Annotated in this window: 14 protein-coding genes; 2 read left to right on the top strand and 12 right to left on the bottom strand. The window is 28.2% G+C overall.

Annotation, left to right across the window (positions count from 1 at the left end):
• Nucleotides 1–348: 348 nt before the first annotated feature.
• Nucleotides 349–1,197 (top strand): lipoprotein, encoded by an 849-nt coding sequence (locus RWJ08_RS06510; protein ID WP_009354756.1) that lies wholly within the window; start codon nt 349–351, stop codon nt 1,195–1,197.
• Between the two features lie 139 nt (nt 1,198–1,336).
• Here RWJ08_RS06510 and murI read toward each other — a convergent pair whose 3' ends face one another.
• The 12 genes from murI to RWJ08_RS06450 all read right to left on the bottom strand — a co-directional run bounded on the left by murI (nt 1,337) and on the right by RWJ08_RS06450 (nt 16,483).
• A complete protein-coding gene (gene murI / locus RWJ08_RS06505; RefSeq protein ID WP_313961494.1) occupies nt 1,337–2,137 on the bottom strand; it encodes a glutamate racemase in 801 nt (266 codons plus the stop codon).
• A 1-nt stretch (nt 2,138) separates the two neighbouring features.
• Nucleotides 2,139–2,975 (bottom strand): 4-(cytidine 5'-diphospho)-2-C-methyl-D-erythritol kinase, encoded by an 837-nt coding sequence (ispE, locus tag RWJ08_RS06500; protein WP_313961493.1) that lies wholly within the window; start codon nt 2,973–2,975, stop codon nt 2,139–2,141.
• A 448-nt stretch (nt 2,976–3,423) separates the two neighbouring features.
• On the bottom strand, nt 3,424–4,179 hold the full coding sequence (locus tag RWJ08_RS06495; protein WP_293440928.1) for an acyl-CoA dehydratase activase: 756 nt from the start codon (nt 4,177–4,179) through the stop codon (nt 3,424–3,426).
• Nucleotides 4,179–5,348, bottom strand: coding sequence for a double-cubane-cluster-containing anaerobic reductase (locus tag RWJ08_RS06490; RefSeq protein ID WP_313961492.1), 1,170 nt, complete (start codon nt 5,346–5,348; stop codon nt 4,179–4,181). Before RWJ08_RS06490 ends, RWJ08_RS06495 begins: the two co-directional genes overlap by 1 nt.
• A gap of 220 nt (nt 5,349–5,568) precedes the next feature.
• Nucleotides 5,569–6,330, bottom strand: a complete 762-nt coding sequence (locus RWJ08_RS06485; protein ID WP_313961491.1) for an ABC transporter ATP-binding protein — start codon at nt 6,328–6,330, stop codon at nt 5,569–5,571.
• On the bottom strand, nt 6,330–7,349 hold the full coding sequence (locus tag RWJ08_RS06480; RefSeq protein WP_313961490.1) for an ABC transporter permease subunit: 1,020 nt from the start codon (nt 7,347–7,349) through the stop codon (nt 6,330–6,332). The genes RWJ08_RS06485 and RWJ08_RS06480 overlap by 1 nt, the downstream gene beginning before the upstream one ends.
• Before the next feature lie 12 nt (nt 7,350–7,361).
• The gene (locus tag RWJ08_RS06475) at nt 7,362–8,444 is read right to left on the bottom strand and encodes an ABC transporter substrate-binding protein (RefSeq protein ID WP_313961489.1); all 1,083 of its coding nucleotides are present in this window, start codon (nt 8,442–8,444) and stop codon (nt 7,362–7,364) included.
• 273 nt (nt 8,445–8,717) lie between these two features.
• Nucleotides 8,718–9,788 carry an ABC transporter substrate-binding protein gene (locus tag RWJ08_RS06470; RefSeq protein WP_313961488.1) on the bottom strand — a complete coding sequence of 357 codons (1,071 nt, stop codon included), beginning with the start codon at nt 9,786–9,788 and terminating at the stop codon, nt 8,718–8,720.
• Between the two features lie 204 nt (nt 9,789–9,992).
• Nucleotides 9,993–12,899, bottom strand: coding sequence for an insulinase family protein (locus RWJ08_RS06465; protein WP_313961487.1), 2,907 nt, complete (start codon nt 12,897–12,899; stop codon nt 9,993–9,995).
• 8 nt (nt 12,900–12,907) lie between these two features.
• A complete protein-coding gene (locus RWJ08_RS06460; RefSeq protein ID WP_313961486.1) occupies nt 12,908–14,035 on the bottom strand; it encodes a M20/M25/M40 family metallo-hydrolase in 1,128 nt (375 codons plus the stop codon).
• Between the two features lies 1 nt (nt 14,036).
• The gene (gene murF, locus RWJ08_RS06455; RefSeq protein ID WP_313961485.1) at nt 14,037–15,407 is read right to left on the bottom strand and encodes a UDP-N-acetylmuramoyl-tripeptide--D-alanyl-D-alanine ligase; all 1,371 of its coding nucleotides are present in this window, start codon (nt 15,405–15,407) and stop codon (nt 14,037–14,039) included.
• Nucleotides 15,408–15,409: 2 nt separating this feature from the next.
• Nucleotides 15,410–16,483, bottom strand: a complete 1,074-nt coding sequence (locus RWJ08_RS06450) for a D-alanine--D-alanine ligase family protein (RefSeq protein WP_313961484.1) — start codon at nt 16,481–16,483, stop codon at nt 15,410–15,412.
• Nucleotides 16,484–17,093: 610 nt separating this feature from the next.
• Here RWJ08_RS06450 and RWJ08_RS06445 point away from each other — a divergent pair.
• On the top strand, nt 17,094–20,210 hold the full coding sequence (locus RWJ08_RS06445) for a hypothetical protein (RefSeq protein ID WP_313961483.1): 3,117 nt from the start codon (nt 17,094–17,096) through the stop codon (nt 20,208–20,210).
• Nucleotides 20,211–20,332: the final 122 nt, after the last annotated feature.

Here is a 20,332-nt window from a genome sequence, read left to right as displayed (position 1 = left end):
ACTTTTTTACACCTAAATTATTGTTTTTCTTTGTACTCTCAAAGTTTTTATCACTATATGAAATTTTTAATGTTTCACAACAACCATTATATTATACAACAACATTTTTTGGTTGTCAACACTTTTTTAAAAAATTTTTTATTAAATTTTCACAAAAAAAGTGACCCAGTTTTCACTGGGTCTTTATTATATCAGTTATTAGAGTGCTTGTCAATAGTTTTTTTTAATGTTTTTTGTATAAAATCTTATATTTTTATAAATTAATGTAATTATTTTTATACATAACAAAATTGTGGTATAATAACTCTGTAATTAAATTTACAATAATATTTAATTTAGGAGGATATTATGAAAAAATTTATTAGGTTACTATCTTTAGCTTTAGTTATTACAATTTCAACTTCAGCTTGTTCAAATAAAAGCGTAAATCAAAATATCAAAAAGACTAATCAAGAAGCAGAAAGAATTGCGAAAGATTTAGAAAAGCAAGAAAAAGAGCTAGAAGATAAAGCAAAAAAGCAAAAAGAAATTGAAGAACAAAAGAAAAACAAAGTAAAACAATATGAACAAGAAATAGAAAATGAAAAGAAGATTAGAGAAGAAGAAGCAGCTCAAGGTGTAACTGTTTCCAATAACAAAGATTATGACTGGTATATGGATCAAAATGTAACAGGAAAATATCACATGGATAATTGTGTTCCTACTTGTACCGCTATGATTTTAAAATTTTTAGACCCAAATAGTAATGATACTGGAGAATCTCTTAGAAATGAATATCTAGCAGATGGTAAAGGATGGATCCCTGATATAATGTTAGATGCATTAAAAAAGAGAAATATTAAATATGTAACATATAATTTTAAACGTGGAAATATGAGTGATATGCCAATAAGAAAATATGTTAAGGATGGTTATATTGGAATGTTTTTTGCAGATATGACTAAAATATCCGGAGCTCGTAATAATCCTTCAACTATCGGAAAGAGCCATAACGATCCACAAGTTGTTCGTCATACTTTTATTGTTAAGGGATATAAATATATAAATAATGAACTTTATTTTGAAGTATATGACCCTGACTCAGGATCTAGAAAATATAAAAATGGTCAACTTGTTGGAAAAGACAGATATTATAAAGCTAGTGAAGTTACAAATGCTATAGTTTGGCCTAACATCTTATTTTTCAAAAGCAAATAGTTAATTTGAAAATTTATTTTAAATAGTAGATAAGCCATTTAGAATGTTTCTAAATGGCTTTTTTTGTAAAACAACAAGGTTCCAGGCAACCCACCGATGTGAAGCATCCTAGAAAGTTGTAGTTCTTATTTTTATTCATTTATTTTAAATCTACTTTTTTAATATTCGGATTTTTAATATTTATAAAATCAAGTAAATTTTTTCTAAATTTATTTTCATCATCCGTTATATAAAATATATTATTATTGTTTTTCAACTCTTCATTTAATAGATTATTTTTTTCTAAATATCTTTTCATTTCTACTACTGTTTCTTTTGCAGGGTTTACCAAATTTATATTTTCACCAACTATCAATTTTATTGTATTTTCTAATATAGGATAATGAGTACAACCCATAACTATAGTATCCACATCTTGAGATATCAATTCATCCAAATAAAATTCAGTCATATCCAATGCTATTTTCGAATCTGATAAACCATCTTCAACAATTGGTACAAATAAAGGACAAGCCTTTGAATAGACTGCATTTTCTAGATTTTCTTTTTTTATATTTTTTTCGTAAGCTCCACTTAAAACTGTGGCATTAGTTCCAATTACACCAATTTTTTTGTTTTTTGTTACAGCACTTGCCATTCTACTTCCGGGAACAATTACTCCTAGTATATACATATCAAACTTTTCTTTAAGCATTTCAAGCGCAACTGCTGAAACTGTATTACAAGCTATAATTAGAGCCTTTATATCCTTTTTGTTCAAAAATTCTATACATTCTTCAGAAAATCTTTTAATTGCCTCTTCACTTCTATTGCCATAAGGAACTCTAGCTGTATCTCCAAAATATACTATTTTTTCATTTGGAAGAACTTTCATCAATTCTTTTACAACGGTAAGTCCACCAATTCCAGAATCAAAAACTCCTATCGCTCTATTATCCATTCTATCTCTCCATTGTCTTTACTTTATAAGTATTTTTATACACTTTTTTAAAAAACTCATAAGCATCATTTATATCTTTATTATTAAATATCCCGAAAACAGTTGGTCCTGATCCACTCATAAGAGATTTAACACAATTAAATTCATACATTTTATCTTTGATATTTTTAATTTCAGGACAATATGAAATTGACACTTCTTCCATTACATTATATAAATTACTAAAAAATTCATCATATTTTCTATTTTTATATGTACTTATGAGTTTATCTACTCTTTCACTATTACCACTTGGAACTATTTTCGAATAAACATAAGGCGTTGAAATTTCAACTCCATTATTTACAATAAGAATATCTGTGGTCGGTAAAGTTTCAAGAATTTCAAGTTCATCACCTATTCCCCTAGTTCTAGCAGTTTTACCAACGAGCAAATATGGAATATCAGCTCCTACTTTTCTTCCTATCTGTTTTCGATCTTCTAAACTCATTTTAAGTCCTAAAAGTTCATTAATCATCTCAATTACAACTGCAGAATTGCTACTTCCTCCTCCAATTCCCGCAGAAACTGGTATATTTTTATCAATATGTATTGAGAAATTTTCATTAAATTTATATTTTTCTTTCATAACATAATAAACTTTATAAACCAAATTTTTCTCATCTAAAGGAATTTCTTTAGAATTTGAGGTAATTTCAAATTTATCAGATATTTTAACTTCAACTTCATCATATAAATCTATCATTTGCATAATTCCATCTATATTATGATATCCATCTTCTCTTTTTTCAATTACATCTAAAGTTAAATTTATTTTTGCATAAGATTTCCTTTTCATAAAATCTCCTTTATATTATATAAATCCATAGTATACTTTTAGTTATTTTACCACAATTTTAATTAAAAGACAAAAATTTTAAGCTCTAAAGCTTTTACTATACCTTTTATTATAAAATGAGGTAAAAATTTAGAAGCTAAAAAAGAATTTTTTTTGAATATTTTTTCAAAAAAATTTATAAAAACTATTGACTTATTTTAAAAAGCGTGATATACTTTTGTTAAGTAAAATTTTAGCGCTTAGCATTAAAGATGTTTTACTTTAAAGAATAACATAACCTATATTACTCATTATAATTTCGATGAGTTACTCTCTCCAAATTGCGGTGTACCCCCAAATCACCGTAAAACTTAAAAGAAAGCTTAAAGCTTTCTTTTTTTGTTTAATTTATATAGTAAAAAAAGTTCTGTAAAAATGAGCTAAATCTCAAAACAGAACTTTTTTTATTTTATTCCCCCATCAATGCAGCTCCTAAAGCACCAGCAAATCTTCCTAATTCGTGCGTTTCAACTTTTTTACCTAATAATTTTTCTAAAAGCTCAACCATATAAGCATTATTCGAAAAGCCACCCGTTAAGAAATACAAATCCGCTTCATTTCTGAATTTTCTAGTTTGACCAACAACCTTATTTGCAATTGAGTGAACAACACCACTCGCTATATCTTCTTTTGCTCTACCTTGTCCCATAAGAGAAATAATTTCAGATTCTGCAAAAACAGTACAAGTTGAACTTATAGGAATTGGCGTTCCTACTTTGGATAATTCAAACATTTCATCCAAAGTAACTCCTAATCGATTACTCATAATCTCCAAAAATTTTCCTGTTCCTGCCGAACATTTATCATTCATTATAAAATCACTAACTAAACCATCTGTTATATTTATAATTTTTGTATCTTGCCCACCAATATCAATTACATCACAATCCCTTTTCAACAAATAAATTGCTCCCTTGGAATGTGTAGTAATTTCTGTAACAACTCTATCTGCATACGGAACTGAAACTCTTCCATATCCAGTAGCTACAACGAATGAATTATCAACATCAAATCCATTCTCAACTAAATTATTGTAAATTTCTCCAGAAGTTTCTTTACTATTCCAACCTGATGGCATCAATATTTTATAAAGTATTTCATCTTTATCCTTATCGTAAACAACAACTTTTGATGCCGTTGATCCTATATCTATTCCTATATTCATTATATCATCTCCAAAAACGCTTCAATTCTAGTTGAAACCTGTCCAACATCCGTCATAGAATAATCAGATTCTATATACATATAAGGCTTACCTTTCTTCTCTGTTACAAACTTTTTAACTTTTGTAGATTCTACAGCAAATGTATGACAAGCTTGAAGTACTATTTCTATAACTGCATCTACTTGATATTCATCTATCAACATATCCAAGTCCCTAAATCTCTTTTCATTAGGTGACATAACAGAACAACTTAAGTTAAGATATTTTTTTGCAATCGCGTCAATTGGATTATCCATATTTTCATCAATTAGTTCAAGTTTTTCACGAACACCAGAGCAATTTTCATAAACTACAATATCAGCTCCTGCTTCCTCAATTTTAGTCAATATTTTTTCACGAATTCCTCCTACCGGACAACCAGTAATTAAAATTCTTGGCCTTTTGCTCTTCTTACCTTTCAGTTCGTTTTCCCACATTTCGTAAACTTCTTTAGTTTTTTCAACAATACTTTTGTTTTTTTCTTCTCTATTAAAATTAAAACCAAAAGCATCTTGAGTCCCACTCATTGTTACTCCACTTAAAGGTGAGGGATTTAGCTTTCCAAGTTCAAAAAAATTTCTTAAATTTTTTCTTTCTTGATTTCCCATCTTTATTGCATCCCAAAGTTTTTCTTCAGTTATTTCCACATCAAAAGTTTCTTCCAACTTTCTTTTTAATTTATAAATTTCATTAGTCCATAGTTTCAATGATAACTCATCATTATTATTTTGAGGTAATTGCATTACATGAACATTTTTAAAATCTCCCATAAGTTCGTACATTTTTTTCTTTCCGTCACAAGTTGTTTCTCCAATTACAATATCAGAAAAATAAAAATATGGGCAAGTGTCGCTTACAGCAAAACCATAACTTGATTTTATCAGTGGGCAAAGATTCTTAGGCAAATCTCTTTCGGCGTATTTTATAGAATCTTCAGTTGTGGCACATAAGCTAACCGGAATGAGTCCGGCAGCATAAATCACTTCTTGGGGAGTGTATGTACAAAATATACCAGCAACCTTTTGACCAGATTCTTTCAATTCTTTCATCTTTAAAAAACCATTTTTTCTAGTTTCATTAAAATCTTCAAATTTGCTAGGAAGTTTAATTTTAGTTGTTTCTTCTTTCATTTTAACTCCTTTCTAGTTTTATAAGTATACACAAAAGCAACTACTTAGATTATATATTATTTGCTTTAAAATGTTAAATTGTTTTTTCTTATTAAATAATCATTATTCATAAGAAAAACCTATTATAAGCAAAAAAGACAAGTCGCTGACAAACTCATCTCTTTTGCTTATAGGGAACATTATATAATTAAACTATCGTCAATATAAATATCAACTTAAATTAAGTTGTAAAGTTAAGAACATCTAAAATATGCTTTCTATGTTCTATAAATTCATCACTATTTCTATTTCTAGGATATTCCATATCTATCTTTATATCTTCTTTTATAACTCCAGGTCTTGGTGCCATAACAATAACTCTAGTTCCAAGATAAATTGCCTCGTCCACATCATGTGTTACAAGCATAAACATCATATTTTTATTACTTTTCCACATTTCTATTAGTTCATGCTGAATATTCATTCTTGTAAAAGCATCCAAAGCACCCAAGGGTTCATCTAGCAAGAAAACTTCAGGCTCAGTTATCATAGTCCTTATGAGTGCAACCCTTTGAGCCATTCCACCTGAAAGTTGATGAGGATAGAAATTTTGAAATTCTTCCATTCCTATCATCTTGATAAATCTATCAACTTTTTCTTTATTTTCTTTTAATTTCCCTGACATCCTAAAACTAAATTCTACATTTTGTCTAAGTGTCAACCAAGGAAATAAAGTATGTTTTTGAAAAACCATTCCTCTATTAACATTCGTTCCTTCAATTAATTTATCATTTAACTTAAGCTCCCCAGTAGTTACAGGAATTAATCCAGAAACTAATCTTAACAGGGTAGATTTTCCACATCCAGAAGGTCCTACTATACAAACAAACTCTCCTTCTTCAACAGTTAAATTTATATCGTGAAGAACTTCGGTGATACCCTTATTATCAAAATTTGGAAAAATCTTTGTGACATTCCTTAATTCTAATTTTCTCTTTTCCATTATTGTATCACTCCTTCTTGCCATTTAAGAACTTTCTTTCTAATATATCCCAAAGCAAAATTTACTATAACAAATATAATACAAATTATAATTATTGCACCGTACATATTAGAGAATTTTGCCCAACCCCTTTGCCAAGTTATATACCAACCCAGCCCAGATTCAACTCCTATCATTTCAGCAGCTAACAATGATACACAGGCCGTACTCATACCCATCACTAAACCTTGAAAGATATGTGGTAGTGCGGATGGAATTGCTATATTTAAAATTAACTGTCTTTCACTAGCACCCAATGTCCTCGCTGCTTCATAATAGGCTACATCGATATTTTTAATTCCCGTATAACTAGACATTGTTACTGAAAACCAAACTCCAAGTGCAATTACTATTACAGCACCTTTGAAAAGAGAACTTGCGAATACCATTATTACAGGAATCCAAGTAATAGATGGAATTGCTCCTAATAATTTCATAAAAGGAGAAATCCAATAACTTACAATTTTACTATAACCACAAGCAATACCAGTTATAAGTCCAATTAAAACTCCCCAAAAATAACCAGTAAATAATAACTTCAATGAATTTTTAATACAATCTAGCAAATAAGCTCTATCAGTTAACATTGCATTTAAAATATTATCTACCCAAGGAAAATAAGGTAGTAAAAGTGAATTTGTCTTTAAGGTTGCATAATCATATAAAATAAGCAAAATATAGACAAATGTAGCTAGAGGAGCAATATGTCTAATTTTATAATAAACTCTCTTTATAAAGAATGATAAAATTCCAAAAATTAAAAATAAAGCAAGTTGTACTCCCAAAAATATGCCATAAACATCAGTTATTCCATTTTCTCCATAATTAGGAACATAATAAAATTCTAATAAAGCCATTACTATAGCTATTACAGGCAAAAATATAATAATTTTATCAAATAATTTATTTAAATTGCTTTTTGGCTTCTGTTCTATTTCCTTTAACTGTTCCTTAGTCAAGTTTTTTACATCAATACTCATATTTACTCCAAATTATTTTTTCATAGGTCTCCAAATTTCCGCTAAAGTTTCCTTTGAATTAGCTTCTGGTTTTATTAATTTAAATTCTGCATAATCTTTTAAAACATCTGTCAATGATTCAGTAGTTCTCTCATCAGTAACCTTAAAATTATATGTTTCTAAAAATTTTTGGTCAGAATCAGCATTTCCTGAACCCCAATTGTTTTGATTAATTACTTGTGCAGCTTCTTTCTTATTTTCTTCAATCCAATCACTAGCTTCCTTATGAGCCTTCGTAAGTTTTGCTGCAGTTATAGGATTTTCTTCAACAAATTTTTTATTTAAAATAAGTACACAGCAAGGTTCGATTTTAAAATCATCATCAGTAGTTATTGAACGAATCGGTCTAATAATTCCTTGATCAACAAACTTTTGTGCAAACTGATCTGAAAACATAGCTGCATGAATTTCTCCATTTTGCATAGATTGAATAGTTGCAGCAGTTTCTACATTTTTAAATTTAACTTTTGAATAGTCAACCTTATCTCTTGATAAAAATCTTAAAGCTATATTATGGTCAGATGCTCCAATTCCATCATGAATAGCAACCTCTTTTCCAATTAGATCACTTGTTTTTTGAATATCTGAATCTTTTAAAACAAAAAGAGATTTACAACCAGTATGCGCTCCCCTTGTAAATACCATATTAGTTCCGTTTACCGCAGGAACAACAGAAGTAGAAATATGGTCTGTAGTCGCATCTAACTTACCTGTACCAATAGCATCTGCAACAGATAATTGTAAGTTTTTAATCTCACCTTCTAAACCTTGTTTAGCCAAAAATCCCTTAACATGAGCAATTCCTAAACCGGAAGTACAAAGTCCCCCGTTGTATCCTAAAATGATTTTTGTTCCATAACGTGGCTCTTTTTTCCATTTTTCCTCTAAATCAGGATCATTCAAATCAACATCCGCGATGGTCATCTTACTTTCATTTTTTTCTTCTTTCTTTTCAGAACTTTGGCTGTTATCAGCCCTCTTTGCAGTATTTCCACATCCTGAAACACTAAATAGCATAGCTGATAATAACAATAAACTAATTCCTTTCTTATTCATAAACACCCTCCATATAAATAATCATCAAAAAACTTTGTTAATTTATGTAATAATCTTTTTTATAATTTAAAATATTTTTGACTAAATAAATTATAACATCTTAAATAATTAAGTCAACAATTTATTTATATTAATTTTTAATAGTAAAAGTCCTATTTATTAGTAAATTTTATGAAATAGTTTTACTCAATCAATAATACATTATTAACATATCATAATATATAATAAAAAAGAGTTATAATTAAACAACTCTTTTTTATTAACAATTACTATTTATTTTTGATTAATTGGTTTCCAAACATCTTTCAAAATATCTTTAGCTTCTTTATTTTTATCTATCAAATCAAACTTTTTATAATCTCTAACTATATCATTTAAGGATTTTTCAGTTTGTTCATCTGAAATTCTAAAGCTATAAGCATTTAAAAAGTAAATATCTGTATCTCTATCTCCAGAACCCCAGTTATTTGCCTTTACAATGTCAGCTGTTTCTTCTTTGTGATCTTCTACCCATTCACTTGCTTGTCTATGTGCCTCAGTAATCTTTGCAGCAGTAATAGGATTTTCTTCAACAAACTTTTTATTTAAAATTAGTACACAGCATGGTTCAATTTTAAAATCATCATCCCAAGTTATTGAACGAATTGCTCTAATTATTCCTTTATCAATAAATTCTTTTGCATATTGATCTGACAATACACAAGCTTGTATTTCACCGTTTTTCATAGCTTGGATTAAAGCTGCACTTTCTACTGGTTTAAATTTAACCTTAGTTTGATCTACATTATCTTTTGCAAAAAATCTAAGACTTATATTGTGATCACCTGAACCAATTCCGCCATGAACTCCAACAGTTTTTCCTTCTAAATCTTTTGTTGACTTAATATCTGAATCTTTCAAAACAAACATAGTTCTACATCCTGTATTTACAGCTCTTGTAAAAGTTATGTCTAGACCATTAACAGCAGGAATAAGTGATGTTGAAATATGTTCAACCATAACATCAATTTTCCCTGTTGATATCGCATCTTTAGGTTCTGGATTATTAACAACTTGAGTTTCTAATCCTTGTTTTGCAAAATATCCCTTTGCATGAGTTACCCCTAAAGTAGAAGCACAAAGTCCACCATCAAAGTTTATAATTATCTTTCTTCCATAAGCTGGTTCTTTTTTCCACTTTTCTTCCAAATCAGGATCATTTAAATCAACTTTTCCAATAGTCAATTTTTCTTTAGTATCATCAGTTTTTGTAGTAGTTTTGTCGTCAGCTCTCTTAGCCGTTTTTCCACAAGAACATAGAACTAATGCAGAAACTAATAATAAAACAAGATTTCTTTTTTTCATAAAATTCCTCCATTTAATAAAATAATTTTTAAATTTTAACTATCTATTTTATTTAATTATATTTGTAATAATTACTTAAGTCAATAATTTTATTATATTAATTTCTTATACAAAAAGCTCTATTTATAAAGATTTTCTATATAAAAAGCACTGCATATGCAGTGCTTTTTATCTTGTGTGATATAATAATATAAAACTTATTGGTTATTTTTTTAAAACCAGAATATTCTTAAATTCTTCAGAATTTTCCTTTATTATATTTGCATTTCCTACAACTACAAAAGTATCTTGATCTAATACTTTACCTATTATTTCTGAAAGTCCTTTTAAATCTTCTAATCTTGCATTTAAAAGCTCCTCTAGATAGATTTCTAATTCTTTTTCATCTGACCCAGTAATATACATAATCATAGAAGTATAACCTTTATGTTTTGGTGTAAGTAATGGATTAAAATCTTTTACCATTGAAATTTTAAAACTTTCTAAATCTTCTTCTGAAAGTTCCATTTCTGAAACAAATTCCCCTACTGTTGAAAAAATTTCTTTTGTGGATTTTAAATTAGGATCTCTATAGCTGAACATAATTATTTCACTATCTCTAGTTATACTAAATCCAGCACCATAAGCTCCGCCTATCGCTCTGATATTATTATGCATATGAGTAGTACTCAAAATTTTAGAAAGCAATGCAAAACTTCCTGAATACTCTATACCGTACTTTTTCATATCCCCCGCAAAAGTAACATAATTTACATCAGATGATGTTGCAATTCCTTCTTTTAAATTCTCTTTTTCAAATGTAAAATCATAAGGAGAATCTTCTATTTTAGGAAACTCTTTTACAAGTCCAACAAATTCTTTTTCTATATTATCAAAATTATCCTCTGTTGTTGTTATATTTACAATTGTTTCGTTTAACTTAAACATCCTATTGTAAACAAATTCCATTTTTTCAATCACATTATCAATTTTTTCATCAAAATTCTCAGCTAAATCCTGAATAAATCTCAAATAATCAATACCTTTAACTTTTTCATCATAATAAGCCTTATTTGAATAATATGATTTTGCTCTGTTTATTCCGTAAAGATGACCAGCTCCGATAATATCTTGTTCCAATTCACCTTTTATAGCTAAAACTTCTTCTTTTATTCTATTCTTATCTGTAAAAATTGTTTCTTTTAATAAGACTTTTACAAGCTCTGCAGTTTCTTTAAGTTTTTCAGAGAAAAATTTTACACTTACAACAAATTTTGGAACAAATTTTTCCCTATTTTTTGAATTTGTCAAAGTTGCAATTGTAGTTGAAATTCCTCCACAACGTAAAAATGTTTCAACTGTAAAATCTTTGTAAGACATTGATTTTTTATCCAAAGATTTTAATAGATTTTCGATTAATGATAAATATACTATTTCATCTTTTGAGATATGTTTTAAATCAAAACAAATATCTACATAGTTAATACCTGAAGTAAAAATATCATGTTTTAAAACTGTTATATCTTCCACTTTATCTATGTCATTCGGAATTTTTAAAGTTTCCTTATCAATATCTTCAATTTTTAATTTTGGAATTGTAGCTTTTTGTTCATCAGAACTTTCTGTTTGTTGATATTTAATTAAATTTTTAGTATTTTCAATTATTTTTTCAACTTGAATTTTATTTAATGAGTCTTTATATCTCTTTAACCACTCTTTTTGAGCCAAATCTTTTTTGTCATTAAGTCCAGCACTCGGTGAAAGAACAATAAATGCCTTATGATTGTTATTTAAAATCTTTTCTTCAATAATTCTTTCTAACAATCTATTATTTAGAATTTCTTCTCTAATTTCTGATAAAGCATCATCAAAAGCTAAAGATTCCATAGGATTTTTACCATACAACCAATTGTCACAAACATGTAACATACATTCTATTCCAGCAGTTGTAGAATTTAAAAGTTCTCTTACAGAAAATTCTGTTCTATTCAATACCGCAATTAGTTTTTCTTTTTCAATTCCTTTATTAACAACATCTGTTAAAGTTTTTTCTACAACTTCCTTAAATTTATCTAAATTTTCCCTTTCTGAATTTGTAACATAAACCCCAAAACTTGAAAATTTTGTAGATTCCATAGAAATCGAAGAAACATCTTCGCATATATTTTCTTTAAGAAGAGCTTCTTTTAAATATGCACCTTGCATTTCAATCAAAACTTCATTTAGTAATCTTGATATAATTCCATCTTTTAGCCCATCACTTTCCCCAAAGCAAGAAACATAAGCTAAGAATGTCTTATTTTTAGTATCTTCATCTTTTGAAAGTGAATATTCATCAAAGACATTTTTAGGTTTTTCAAAAGGTACTTGACTTCCTTCAAAATTATCAAGTTCTTCTTTTTCAAAGTTTGAAAGATATTCTCTATCCAAAAATTCAAGTCTTTCTTCCATGTCACAATCCCCATATAAATAAATATATGAGTTTGAAGGATGATAGTATTTTGAATGAAAGTCACAAAAATCTTCATAAGTTAAATTTGGAATTTCATAAGGTTCTCCCCCTGATTCTTTAGCATAAACAGTATCAGGACAAAGGGCATTATTTACTTTATAATAAAGAGTTGTTTCAGGAACAGAATAAGCTCCCTTCATTTCGTTATAAACTACACCTTTAATATTAAGTTCATCTTCTTCATTTTCAAGTTCATAATGCCAACCTTCTTGCATAAAAATCCTTCTATCAGATTTCATCGCAGGATAGAAAACAGCATCTATATATACATCCATCAAATTTTTAAAGTCTTTTTCATTTCTACTGGAAACAGGATAAACAGTCTTATCAGGAAAAGTCATAGCATTTAAAAATGTAGCTGTACTTATCTTTACCATATCCATAAAAGGTTCTTTTGTTTGAAATTTTCTTGAACCGGATAGTACACAATGCTCAATTATATGGCAAATTCCTGTGTTATCTGTAGGAATAGTTTTAAATCCGATACTAAAAGTTTTATTGCCATCATCATTTTTCATCAAAAAAACTCTAGCACCAGTTTTTTCATGTTCAAGTAAAATACAATCAGAATTTACATCCTTTATATATTTTTCTTGAATTAATTTATATCCTTTATACATATTCCCTCCTATTTTGTAATGAATTCCAAAACCGCCTCAGCTGTTTTTTCCATATCGGAAATAACTAAATATTCTTCAATCGTATGAATTTTGTACATTCCAACTCCTAAAATTACAGAATGGAATCCATTTTTTAAATAAATATTTCCATCACAACCGCCACCGATTTTAATTGGTTTGGCTGTAATTCCAACTTTTTTATATGAATCTAAAACTCTATTTAATAAATTATTTCCATCAATTTGTTTTAGTGGCGGATAATCGTATTTTACTTCGATATTACATTTAACTTCAAAGTCTTTTGCAGTTTTTTCAAAAATAGCTATATAATTATCAACATTTTCTTTTGCTTCAATTTCATTTAAGCATCTAACTTCCATCTTGATTTTACAATCTTTAGGAACTACATTTGTAGGAAATTCAGATATTATGCTACCTATATTTGAAGTAGTATGGTCATTAATTCTTCCTATCTTCATCTTTGAAATAGCATTACTCATAGCTATAATTGCACTTCTTCCCTTTTCAGGTTCAATTCCAGCATGTGCTGAAGCTCCTTCATAATGAACATTTATCTTATACATACAAGGTCCTTCAACAGCTACAAGATCTGATCCACCACCATTATCTAGTACAAGCATATCTTTTGCAGGCATAAATTCAGATGGAATTTCTTCCCATTTAATTGATTTTGCTCCCAAAAGTCCGATTTCTTCAGATGGAGTTATAACTGCAAATATATCATTATGTGGTAAATTATTTTCAACTAAATTTTCAAAAGTTTCTAAAATAATTGCAACTCCACCCTTATCATCTCCACCTAAAGTTGTTTCTGTTCTTGTTTTAACAAGTCCATCCTCAACATAAACATCTAAATCCTTTGAAGGTTCTACGACATCCATATGAGCTGAAAGAGAAATTGGTTTAAGTTTTTCATTATCACTATTTTTTTCAAGTTTTGCAATGATTACAGGAGTGTTTCCACCATATTCTGCAGAATGGTCATGCAAAATATATTTAACCCCAAGTTTGTCTAACTTTTTAGTTATATACTTCATAACATTTATTTCATTTCTTGAAGGTGAGTAAATCTTTACTAAATCTAAAAATGTATTCAAAAGTCTTTCTTTATTCATATTAAATCTCCTTTAACATTTCAATAATATTTTCTAGTTTCATTCCTCTACTTCCCTTTACCATAATTAAAGTATTTTCTGAAATGAGTTCTTTAATTTTATTTACGACTTCTCCATTAGTTTCAAAATAGAAAAGATTGTTTACATTGAAGTTTCTGTTTGCACCATTGTAAATTTCCTTAGCTAAATCTCCAATACATATTACATAGTCAATCTTATCTCTATCTATTTTTTCACCAATGGAAAAATGTAATCTTCTCTCATCCTCTCCAAGTTCCAACATATCAGAAAGAATTAAAATCTTATTTTTATAACCTTTCATAGTATAAACAGTTTCAATACAGGAAGTTAAACTCTGAGGATTTGACTTATAACAGTCATTTAGAATATCAAAATTAGACAAATGCATTAGTTCCATTCTCATTCCAGTAAGCTTTACTTTTGATAGACCTCTTACAATATCTTCATAACTCATTCCCATAAGACCTGCTATTGTAATTGCTACTGAAACATTGTAGATTTGATGTTTTCCTATAAAAGGGATGCTATAAGCATACTCTCCGATTGAAAAACTACTTCCCTCTTCATCAGAACGAATAGGTCTTATAATCACATCAGAATCTTCTCTTGTACCTATTTTTATAATCTTTTGATGAATTGTATATTCTTTTATTACTTCCCTTAAAATATCATCATCATTGTTATAAATAAAAATTCCGTCAGGCTTTAATCCTTCTAAAATTTCAAACTTTGCTCTTGCAATATTCTCTTTAGTTTTAAGTTCTTGTAAGTGGCTATCACCAATATTTGTGATAACTGCTATATCAGGTTTTGCAATATTTGTAAGAGTTTTAATATCTCCAAAACGATCCATTCCCATCTCTAGAACAACAGCTTCATCATCTAAGTCCATTTCCATAATAGTTTTAGGAACACCAATATCATTATTAAAATTTTTTGCAGTCTTATGAACTCTATATTTTTCTTTTAAAATTGCAGCTAAAATATCCTTTGTACCTGTTTTACCATTTGAGCCTGTTATTCCAATAACCTTTGCTCCTGTCGCTTTTAAATAACTGCTTGCGAGTTTTTGATATGCTTGTAATGTATCATCAACAACAATAATTCCAGCATCAAGATAAGGAGTAGGATGCTTTTTATCCCATAAAGTAGCAACTGCTCCCTTTTGAATAGCATCAAAAGCAAAATTATGTCCATCAAACTTTTCTCCTACAAGCGGAATAAATAAATTGTGAACTTGAATATCACGAGTATCTGTAGAAACTCCCTCTACAACATTATCTTTCATACTTGTAGTAACCAAATTTCCACCTACTATTTTAGCAATTGTCTCCAAAGTTGCTTTTAACATAATTACCCCCTATTTGTAGTCAAAGAATCTTTTTCTTTTTTATTCTCAACAGCAAGTTCAATCAACTCATCTAAAAAGTCGCTATAAGTCTTTCCAAAAGTTTTCATATACATTGCAGGCGCCATAGATACAGCAGTCATTCCAGGAATTGTATTAATTTCATTAACTAACATTTTTCTATCGCTATCTCTTACAAAAATATCAACTCTAGCAAAGCCCTTACAATTTGTAACTGCATAAGCTCTCTTTGCTACTGATTGAATTTCTTTAATTTCTTCTTCAGTTAAATCCCAAGGTATAATGTGGTCTGTTGTTTCGTCCAAATATTTTGCTTCATAATCAAAAAATTCTCTAGTAACTTTAACCCCACCAGGTAAACTAGCTTTTAAAATATTATTTCCCATTACTAAAACTTGAAGTTCATCTCCAATAACAGCCTCTTCAACTAAAACTCTATTATCATATTTAAAAGCTTCAATAAGAGCAGGTTCAATCTCTTCTTTTTTAGTTACCTTTGTAACTCCAACACTTGAGCCAGCATTACAAGGCTTTACGAAAGAAACCTCACCGATTCTTTCAAGAATATTTTTTATTTGCAAATCTTTATTTTTATCAAACTCATACTTTGTAACTAAGTAATATTCAGGTTGTAAAATACCATTACCCGCAAAAACATCATTTGCAGTTCCCTTATCCATGCAAACAGCAGAGGATAAAACATTATTTCCCACATATGTAAGATCCATTATATCAAAGAAACCTTGAATAGTTCCGTCTTCTGAAAATGTTCCGTGCATCGCAGGGAAGAAAATCGCATTTTCATTTACAAAGTCATTTGCAAAGAAATTTGAAATAGAATCTGCAACTTTCCCGTGTCCCTCAACTATAAGCTCTTTTTCATCTTCAATATTTTTTGTATTTTCTCCTAAGTAATTCCATCTTCCACCTTTATCAACATAAATAGGAAATATCTTATATTTTTTTCTATCTAAATTATTTATAACGGACTTTGCAGTTAAAACTGAAATTTCATGTTCTGCACTCTTTCCTCCATATAACAAATATAAATTTTTCATAATTAAAACCCCTTCTTTATAATATAAATATCACCTTATAGTATACCATAAAATGAGATTTTTTCATAATTCAAGCAAAAAATATTACCTAATTTTTTATAATAGTTATTCCAATTTAACATTATTTTTTATATTGTATAAATTTAATGACTTTATATCATTATATAATTGGTATTATATAAATTCTTAAAGTTTTTTACTTCTATAAAAAATTTTAATCAATATTTAATCTTATTTAACGATGTATATTTACTGCTGATTAAATTACTATTTATTCATCTTAAAAATTTATCACTTATAAGTTTTTCTGTTGGATTTATTTTGATAAAGTTATTTTGTAAAAGTTATAAATCCATACAATTAAAAAACTTTAAATCTATATAAAATAAAAATTTATCTATAGGGGTATATATGGTTTTTTATTTAACAAAAAAATCATATACAGCAAAAAAATGTCAATTATTTTAATACTTATTTTTAAATTTCTCAAAAAAAGAAAATAGTCGTAAAATAATGAAACCCAGAAAAATTAAAAATTTAAATGCATATTGACAATAAAAACTTGTTCATTATACAATTATATTGTAAAAAATATTTTATGGAGGAAGAAATGAAAACAAAAAAAGGCATTTTTAAAAAATGTGTAGCTACTTCTTTGCTTTTTAACTTAGCATTGAATCCTATGGCTACTATGATTAGTAATACTGTTTATGCTGAAAAAACTAATTCAGTTAATGACGTAAAATTTGCTGATTTTACTTTGGAGGCCATTGATAAGGCTACTGGAAAGAAAATAAGCAAAGAAATAACTCTAAAAGTAAAAACACATCCTGACTTTGCTTATTGGGGAGAAGAAGAATATTCTATTAAGAGTACTAATGGTGTTTTTGATTTTTCAGTAATTGAAGATATGGATAATCTTTATACGGTTGAAATCGAGGGAGAAAATAACTTACAGATTTCTAATATTAAAAAAGATGAAAACAATCTTAATATTCTAAAGTTCGATAAGTCTAAAAAGAAACTTAGAACTTCTAATTTAAAAGGTGATGAAGCTGAAATAACTAATTTGATTTTTGAAAAGAAATCAAATGATAGTGACCAATCAGACAAAGAAAATAAACTTGTTAGCATCAAAGATATAGATGTTGTATTTCCAGATGGAACAAAGGTTCCTGATGGAATCAACTTTCATACATTTAATAAAGAAAATAAGGATATGTCTGATTATGTAACTTCAAATGGAAAATTATCAGGAATTAAAGTTCCAGTAGGTGCAAGACTTAAATTAGGTATTTCAACAGATAAAGATAAATATACTTTAAAAACAGATAATGGGTATGAAAACTACATTTGGTTCAAAGTAGATAAAAATGGTGTAGCAAAATTATATAACGAAGTAACTGGAGAAGTATCAGAAAAAATTCTAAAAAGATTAGTAGTAGTTAAAAAATCGGATTTGATTGGTGAAAAACCAGAAAACGAAAAAATTACTAAAAAAGTCTTAGAAGTTTTTGACACTACTTCAAATAAAGCTGTTACTGAAGATAATATAAAATTTATTGTAATAGGTGGCGGTGAAACTAAAGAATTTGTAAGTAAAAACGGTAAGGTTGAATTACAACTCTATAAGAATACTGAATATACTATAAATATAGTTAGAGCGGTTGAACATCCTTATAAGATGAGTGGTTTTAAATTCAAAATCAATGATGATAACATTGTTGAAAATGAATCAAAAGAAAAAGTAGAAAAACTTAATGTCTATCAAGGTTCATATTTAATTAGACTTTATGTTATTCACGGTGGAAAACATCTAAAAAAATCCATTGATTTTAAAATTGAAGAAGTTGGAACTAATTTAGCTCAAATTAGAAAGAATGAAAATAATTTTCTAAATTTTGATGCAAAAATAGGCAAATCATACAAAATAACTATGAACGTTAAGGACTCTGAATACTATTTAGAAAAGCCTTTAGAGTTCACAATAGAAAAAGATAACGAAGATGGATTATATTGGCCTAAGGTTGCAAAAGGAGATACTTCTCAAGGTGAAAATAGAAAAGTCAAAGCTGTATTTTTAAAACGTTATGATGGTGTTGACAATCATATTCCTGGTCTTGACGGAAATGATGTAAATCCACCTTGTCCAAACTGTCCTGATAATTCAAATGCTGTTTGTGAAATTAGTAAAATCAAAGTAAAAACATTACCTATTTCAGTTAAATTACCAGAAGGGGCAGATAAAAACGATATAAAATTCAAACTATTTAACTCAAGTAAACAACAATATGAGGGTGAATTTACTCTTGACGAAAATAGCAAGTTACCAGCTCTTGAATTGTTTGAAAAAAATTCATATTTCTTACAATTAGTTTCAAATAAATATTTTATGCATAATAAACATTTTGAAGCTGTAAAAGAAGGTAAGTTTCCATTTGCTTTTAAAGATAAAGCAGAATTAAAAGAACTTATCATTCAAAATAATACTTCTAATGTTAAAAACGATGGAACTTATGAAATCGACATTAAGTTCGTAAAGGATAATAAAGCTCTTGTTAATGAAGAAATTCAATTTATAAGTTCAACTCATACTACGAAAGCTACAACTGACGACACAGGACATTTAAAGATTAGATTAATGGAAGATGTAACTTATATTGCTAAACCAACTAATGAAAATCTTATAATTGATACCTTCCCTATTGTTGTAAAAGATAAAACTGAGTGGGGTACTCCAGGAATTAAATATGTTTTTGATCATTCATCTTGTGGAAGCACAGAAATTATTAAAGTTAAGAATAAACTTATAGGTAGAACTAATGGTTCTATTACTTGCAAACCTGGTAATACTACTATAAAGGGTATGGATTTTAAAGATTTATTCTTAGTTGCTGACCACTTAGATAAAGGTGATTATCCTGAATTAAAAGATAAAGATGCAATGGTTCTTGATTTAGTTCTACTTAATCACGTAAGACAAAATTGCGAAAGATCTAAAATAGCATACGGAGATTTTGAAATTCTACGAAAAATTCCCGTTGGTAAAAAAGTTTCTTTAGTTTATTATCTAAATGGAAATAAAAAAGAAGAATTAAAATTTGAACAAGTTGGAGATATAGTAAAAATTACAGATGTTCATAGTTTAGGAATTCATCCTTTAGTAATAGAATTTGAAAAGTCAGGATTAGATATCCCAGATAACAATGAAAAAGTAAAAAACAGCTGGAAACTTATAAACAATGTTTGGTTTAGATTTGATAAAGATGGAAACATGCTTAAGGATAGTTGGTTTGAAGAAAATGGAAAATGGTACTACCTTAAATCAAATGGCTCAATGGCAAATGATGAATGGATACTAGTAGGTGGAACATGGTATTTTGCAAATACTAATGGAAGAATTTCACAAAACGAATGGGTATATGTTGATAGAAACTGGTATTTTGCAAATGAAAGTGGTCGTATTGCTACTAATGAATGGGTGTTCGTTAACGAAAACTGGTATTTTGCAAACGAAAGTGGTCGCATCTCTACTAATGAGTGGGTGTATGTTGATGGAAATTGGTATTTTGCAAATGAAAGTGGTCGCATTGCTACTAATGAATGGGTGTATGTTGGTGAAAAATGGTATTATGCCGAAGACGATGGACGTATTGCTCAAGAAAAAATACTTAACATCAACAATATAAATTATATATTCGATTCAAATGGTGTATTAATTGAATAGTTAATGATAAAGGCTGAGTAAAACTCAGCCTTTATATTTGAAAAATTTTTATTATGATAATGGAATATTCAATTTATATCATAGATATTTACTGAGAAACTATACACAAATACACACTCTTT

This window comes from uncultured Parvimonas sp. (genome assembly GCF_963524015.1).
Taxonomy (GTDB): domain Bacteria; phylum Bacillota; class Clostridia; order Tissierellales; family Peptoniphilaceae; genus Parvimonas.
This window is presented reverse-complemented; position numbering and strand designations above follow the sequence as displayed.

What these genes read in the sequence shown, in the direction of transcription:
- RWJ08_RS06480 (WP_313961490.1), bottom strand. Translation starts at nt 7,349, where the DNA reads ATGAGTATTGATGTAAAAAACTTGACTAAGGAACAGTTAAAGGAAATA.
- murI (WP_313961494.1), bottom strand. Translation starts at nt 2,137, where the DNA reads ATGGATAATAGAGCGATAGGAGTTTTTGATTCTGGAATTGGTGGACTT.
- RWJ08_RS06485 (WP_313961491.1), bottom strand. Translation starts at nt 6,330, where the DNA reads ATGGAAAAGAGAAAATTAGAATTAAGGAATGTCACAAAGATTTTTCCA.
- RWJ08_RS06465 (WP_313961487.1), bottom strand. Translation starts at nt 12,899, where the DNA reads ATGTATAAAGGATATAAATTAATTCAAGAAAAATATATAAAGGATGTA.
- RWJ08_RS06490 (WP_313961492.1), bottom strand. Translation starts at nt 5,348, where the DNA reads ATGAAAGAAGAAACAACTAAAATTAAACTTCCTAGCAAATTTGAAGAT.
- RWJ08_RS06445 (WP_313961483.1), top strand. Translation starts at nt 17,094, where the DNA reads ATGAAAACAAAAAAAGGCATTTTTAAAAAATGTGTAGCTACTTCTTTG.
- RWJ08_RS06510 (WP_009354756.1), top strand. Translation starts at nt 349, where the DNA reads ATGAAAAAATTTATTAGGTTACTATCTTTAGCTTTAGTTATTACAATT.
- ispE (WP_313961493.1), bottom strand. Translation starts at nt 2,975, where the DNA reads ATGAAAAGGAAATCTTATGCAAAAATAAATTTAACTTTAGATGTAATT.
- RWJ08_RS06450 (WP_313961484.1), bottom strand. Translation starts at nt 16,483, where the DNA reads ATGAAAAATTTATATTTGTTATATGGAGGAAAGAGTGCAGAACATGAA.
- murF (WP_313961485.1), bottom strand. Translation starts at nt 15,407, where the DNA reads ATGTTAAAAGCAACTTTGGAGACAATTGCTAAAATAGTAGGTGGAAAT.
- RWJ08_RS06460 (WP_313961486.1), bottom strand. Translation starts at nt 14,035, where the DNA reads ATGAATAAAGAAAGACTTTTGAATACATTTTTAGATTTAGTAAAGATT.
- RWJ08_RS06470 (WP_313961488.1), bottom strand. Translation starts at nt 9,788, where the DNA reads ATGAAAAAAAGAAATCTTGTTTTATTATTAGTTTCTGCATTAGTTCTA.
- RWJ08_RS06475 (WP_313961489.1), bottom strand. Translation starts at nt 8,444, where the DNA reads ATGAATAAGAAAGGAATTAGTTTATTGTTATTATCAGCTATGCTATTT.
- RWJ08_RS06495 (WP_293440928.1), bottom strand. Translation starts at nt 4,179, where the DNA reads ATGAATATAGGAATAGATATAGGATCAACGGCATCAAAAGTTGTTGTT.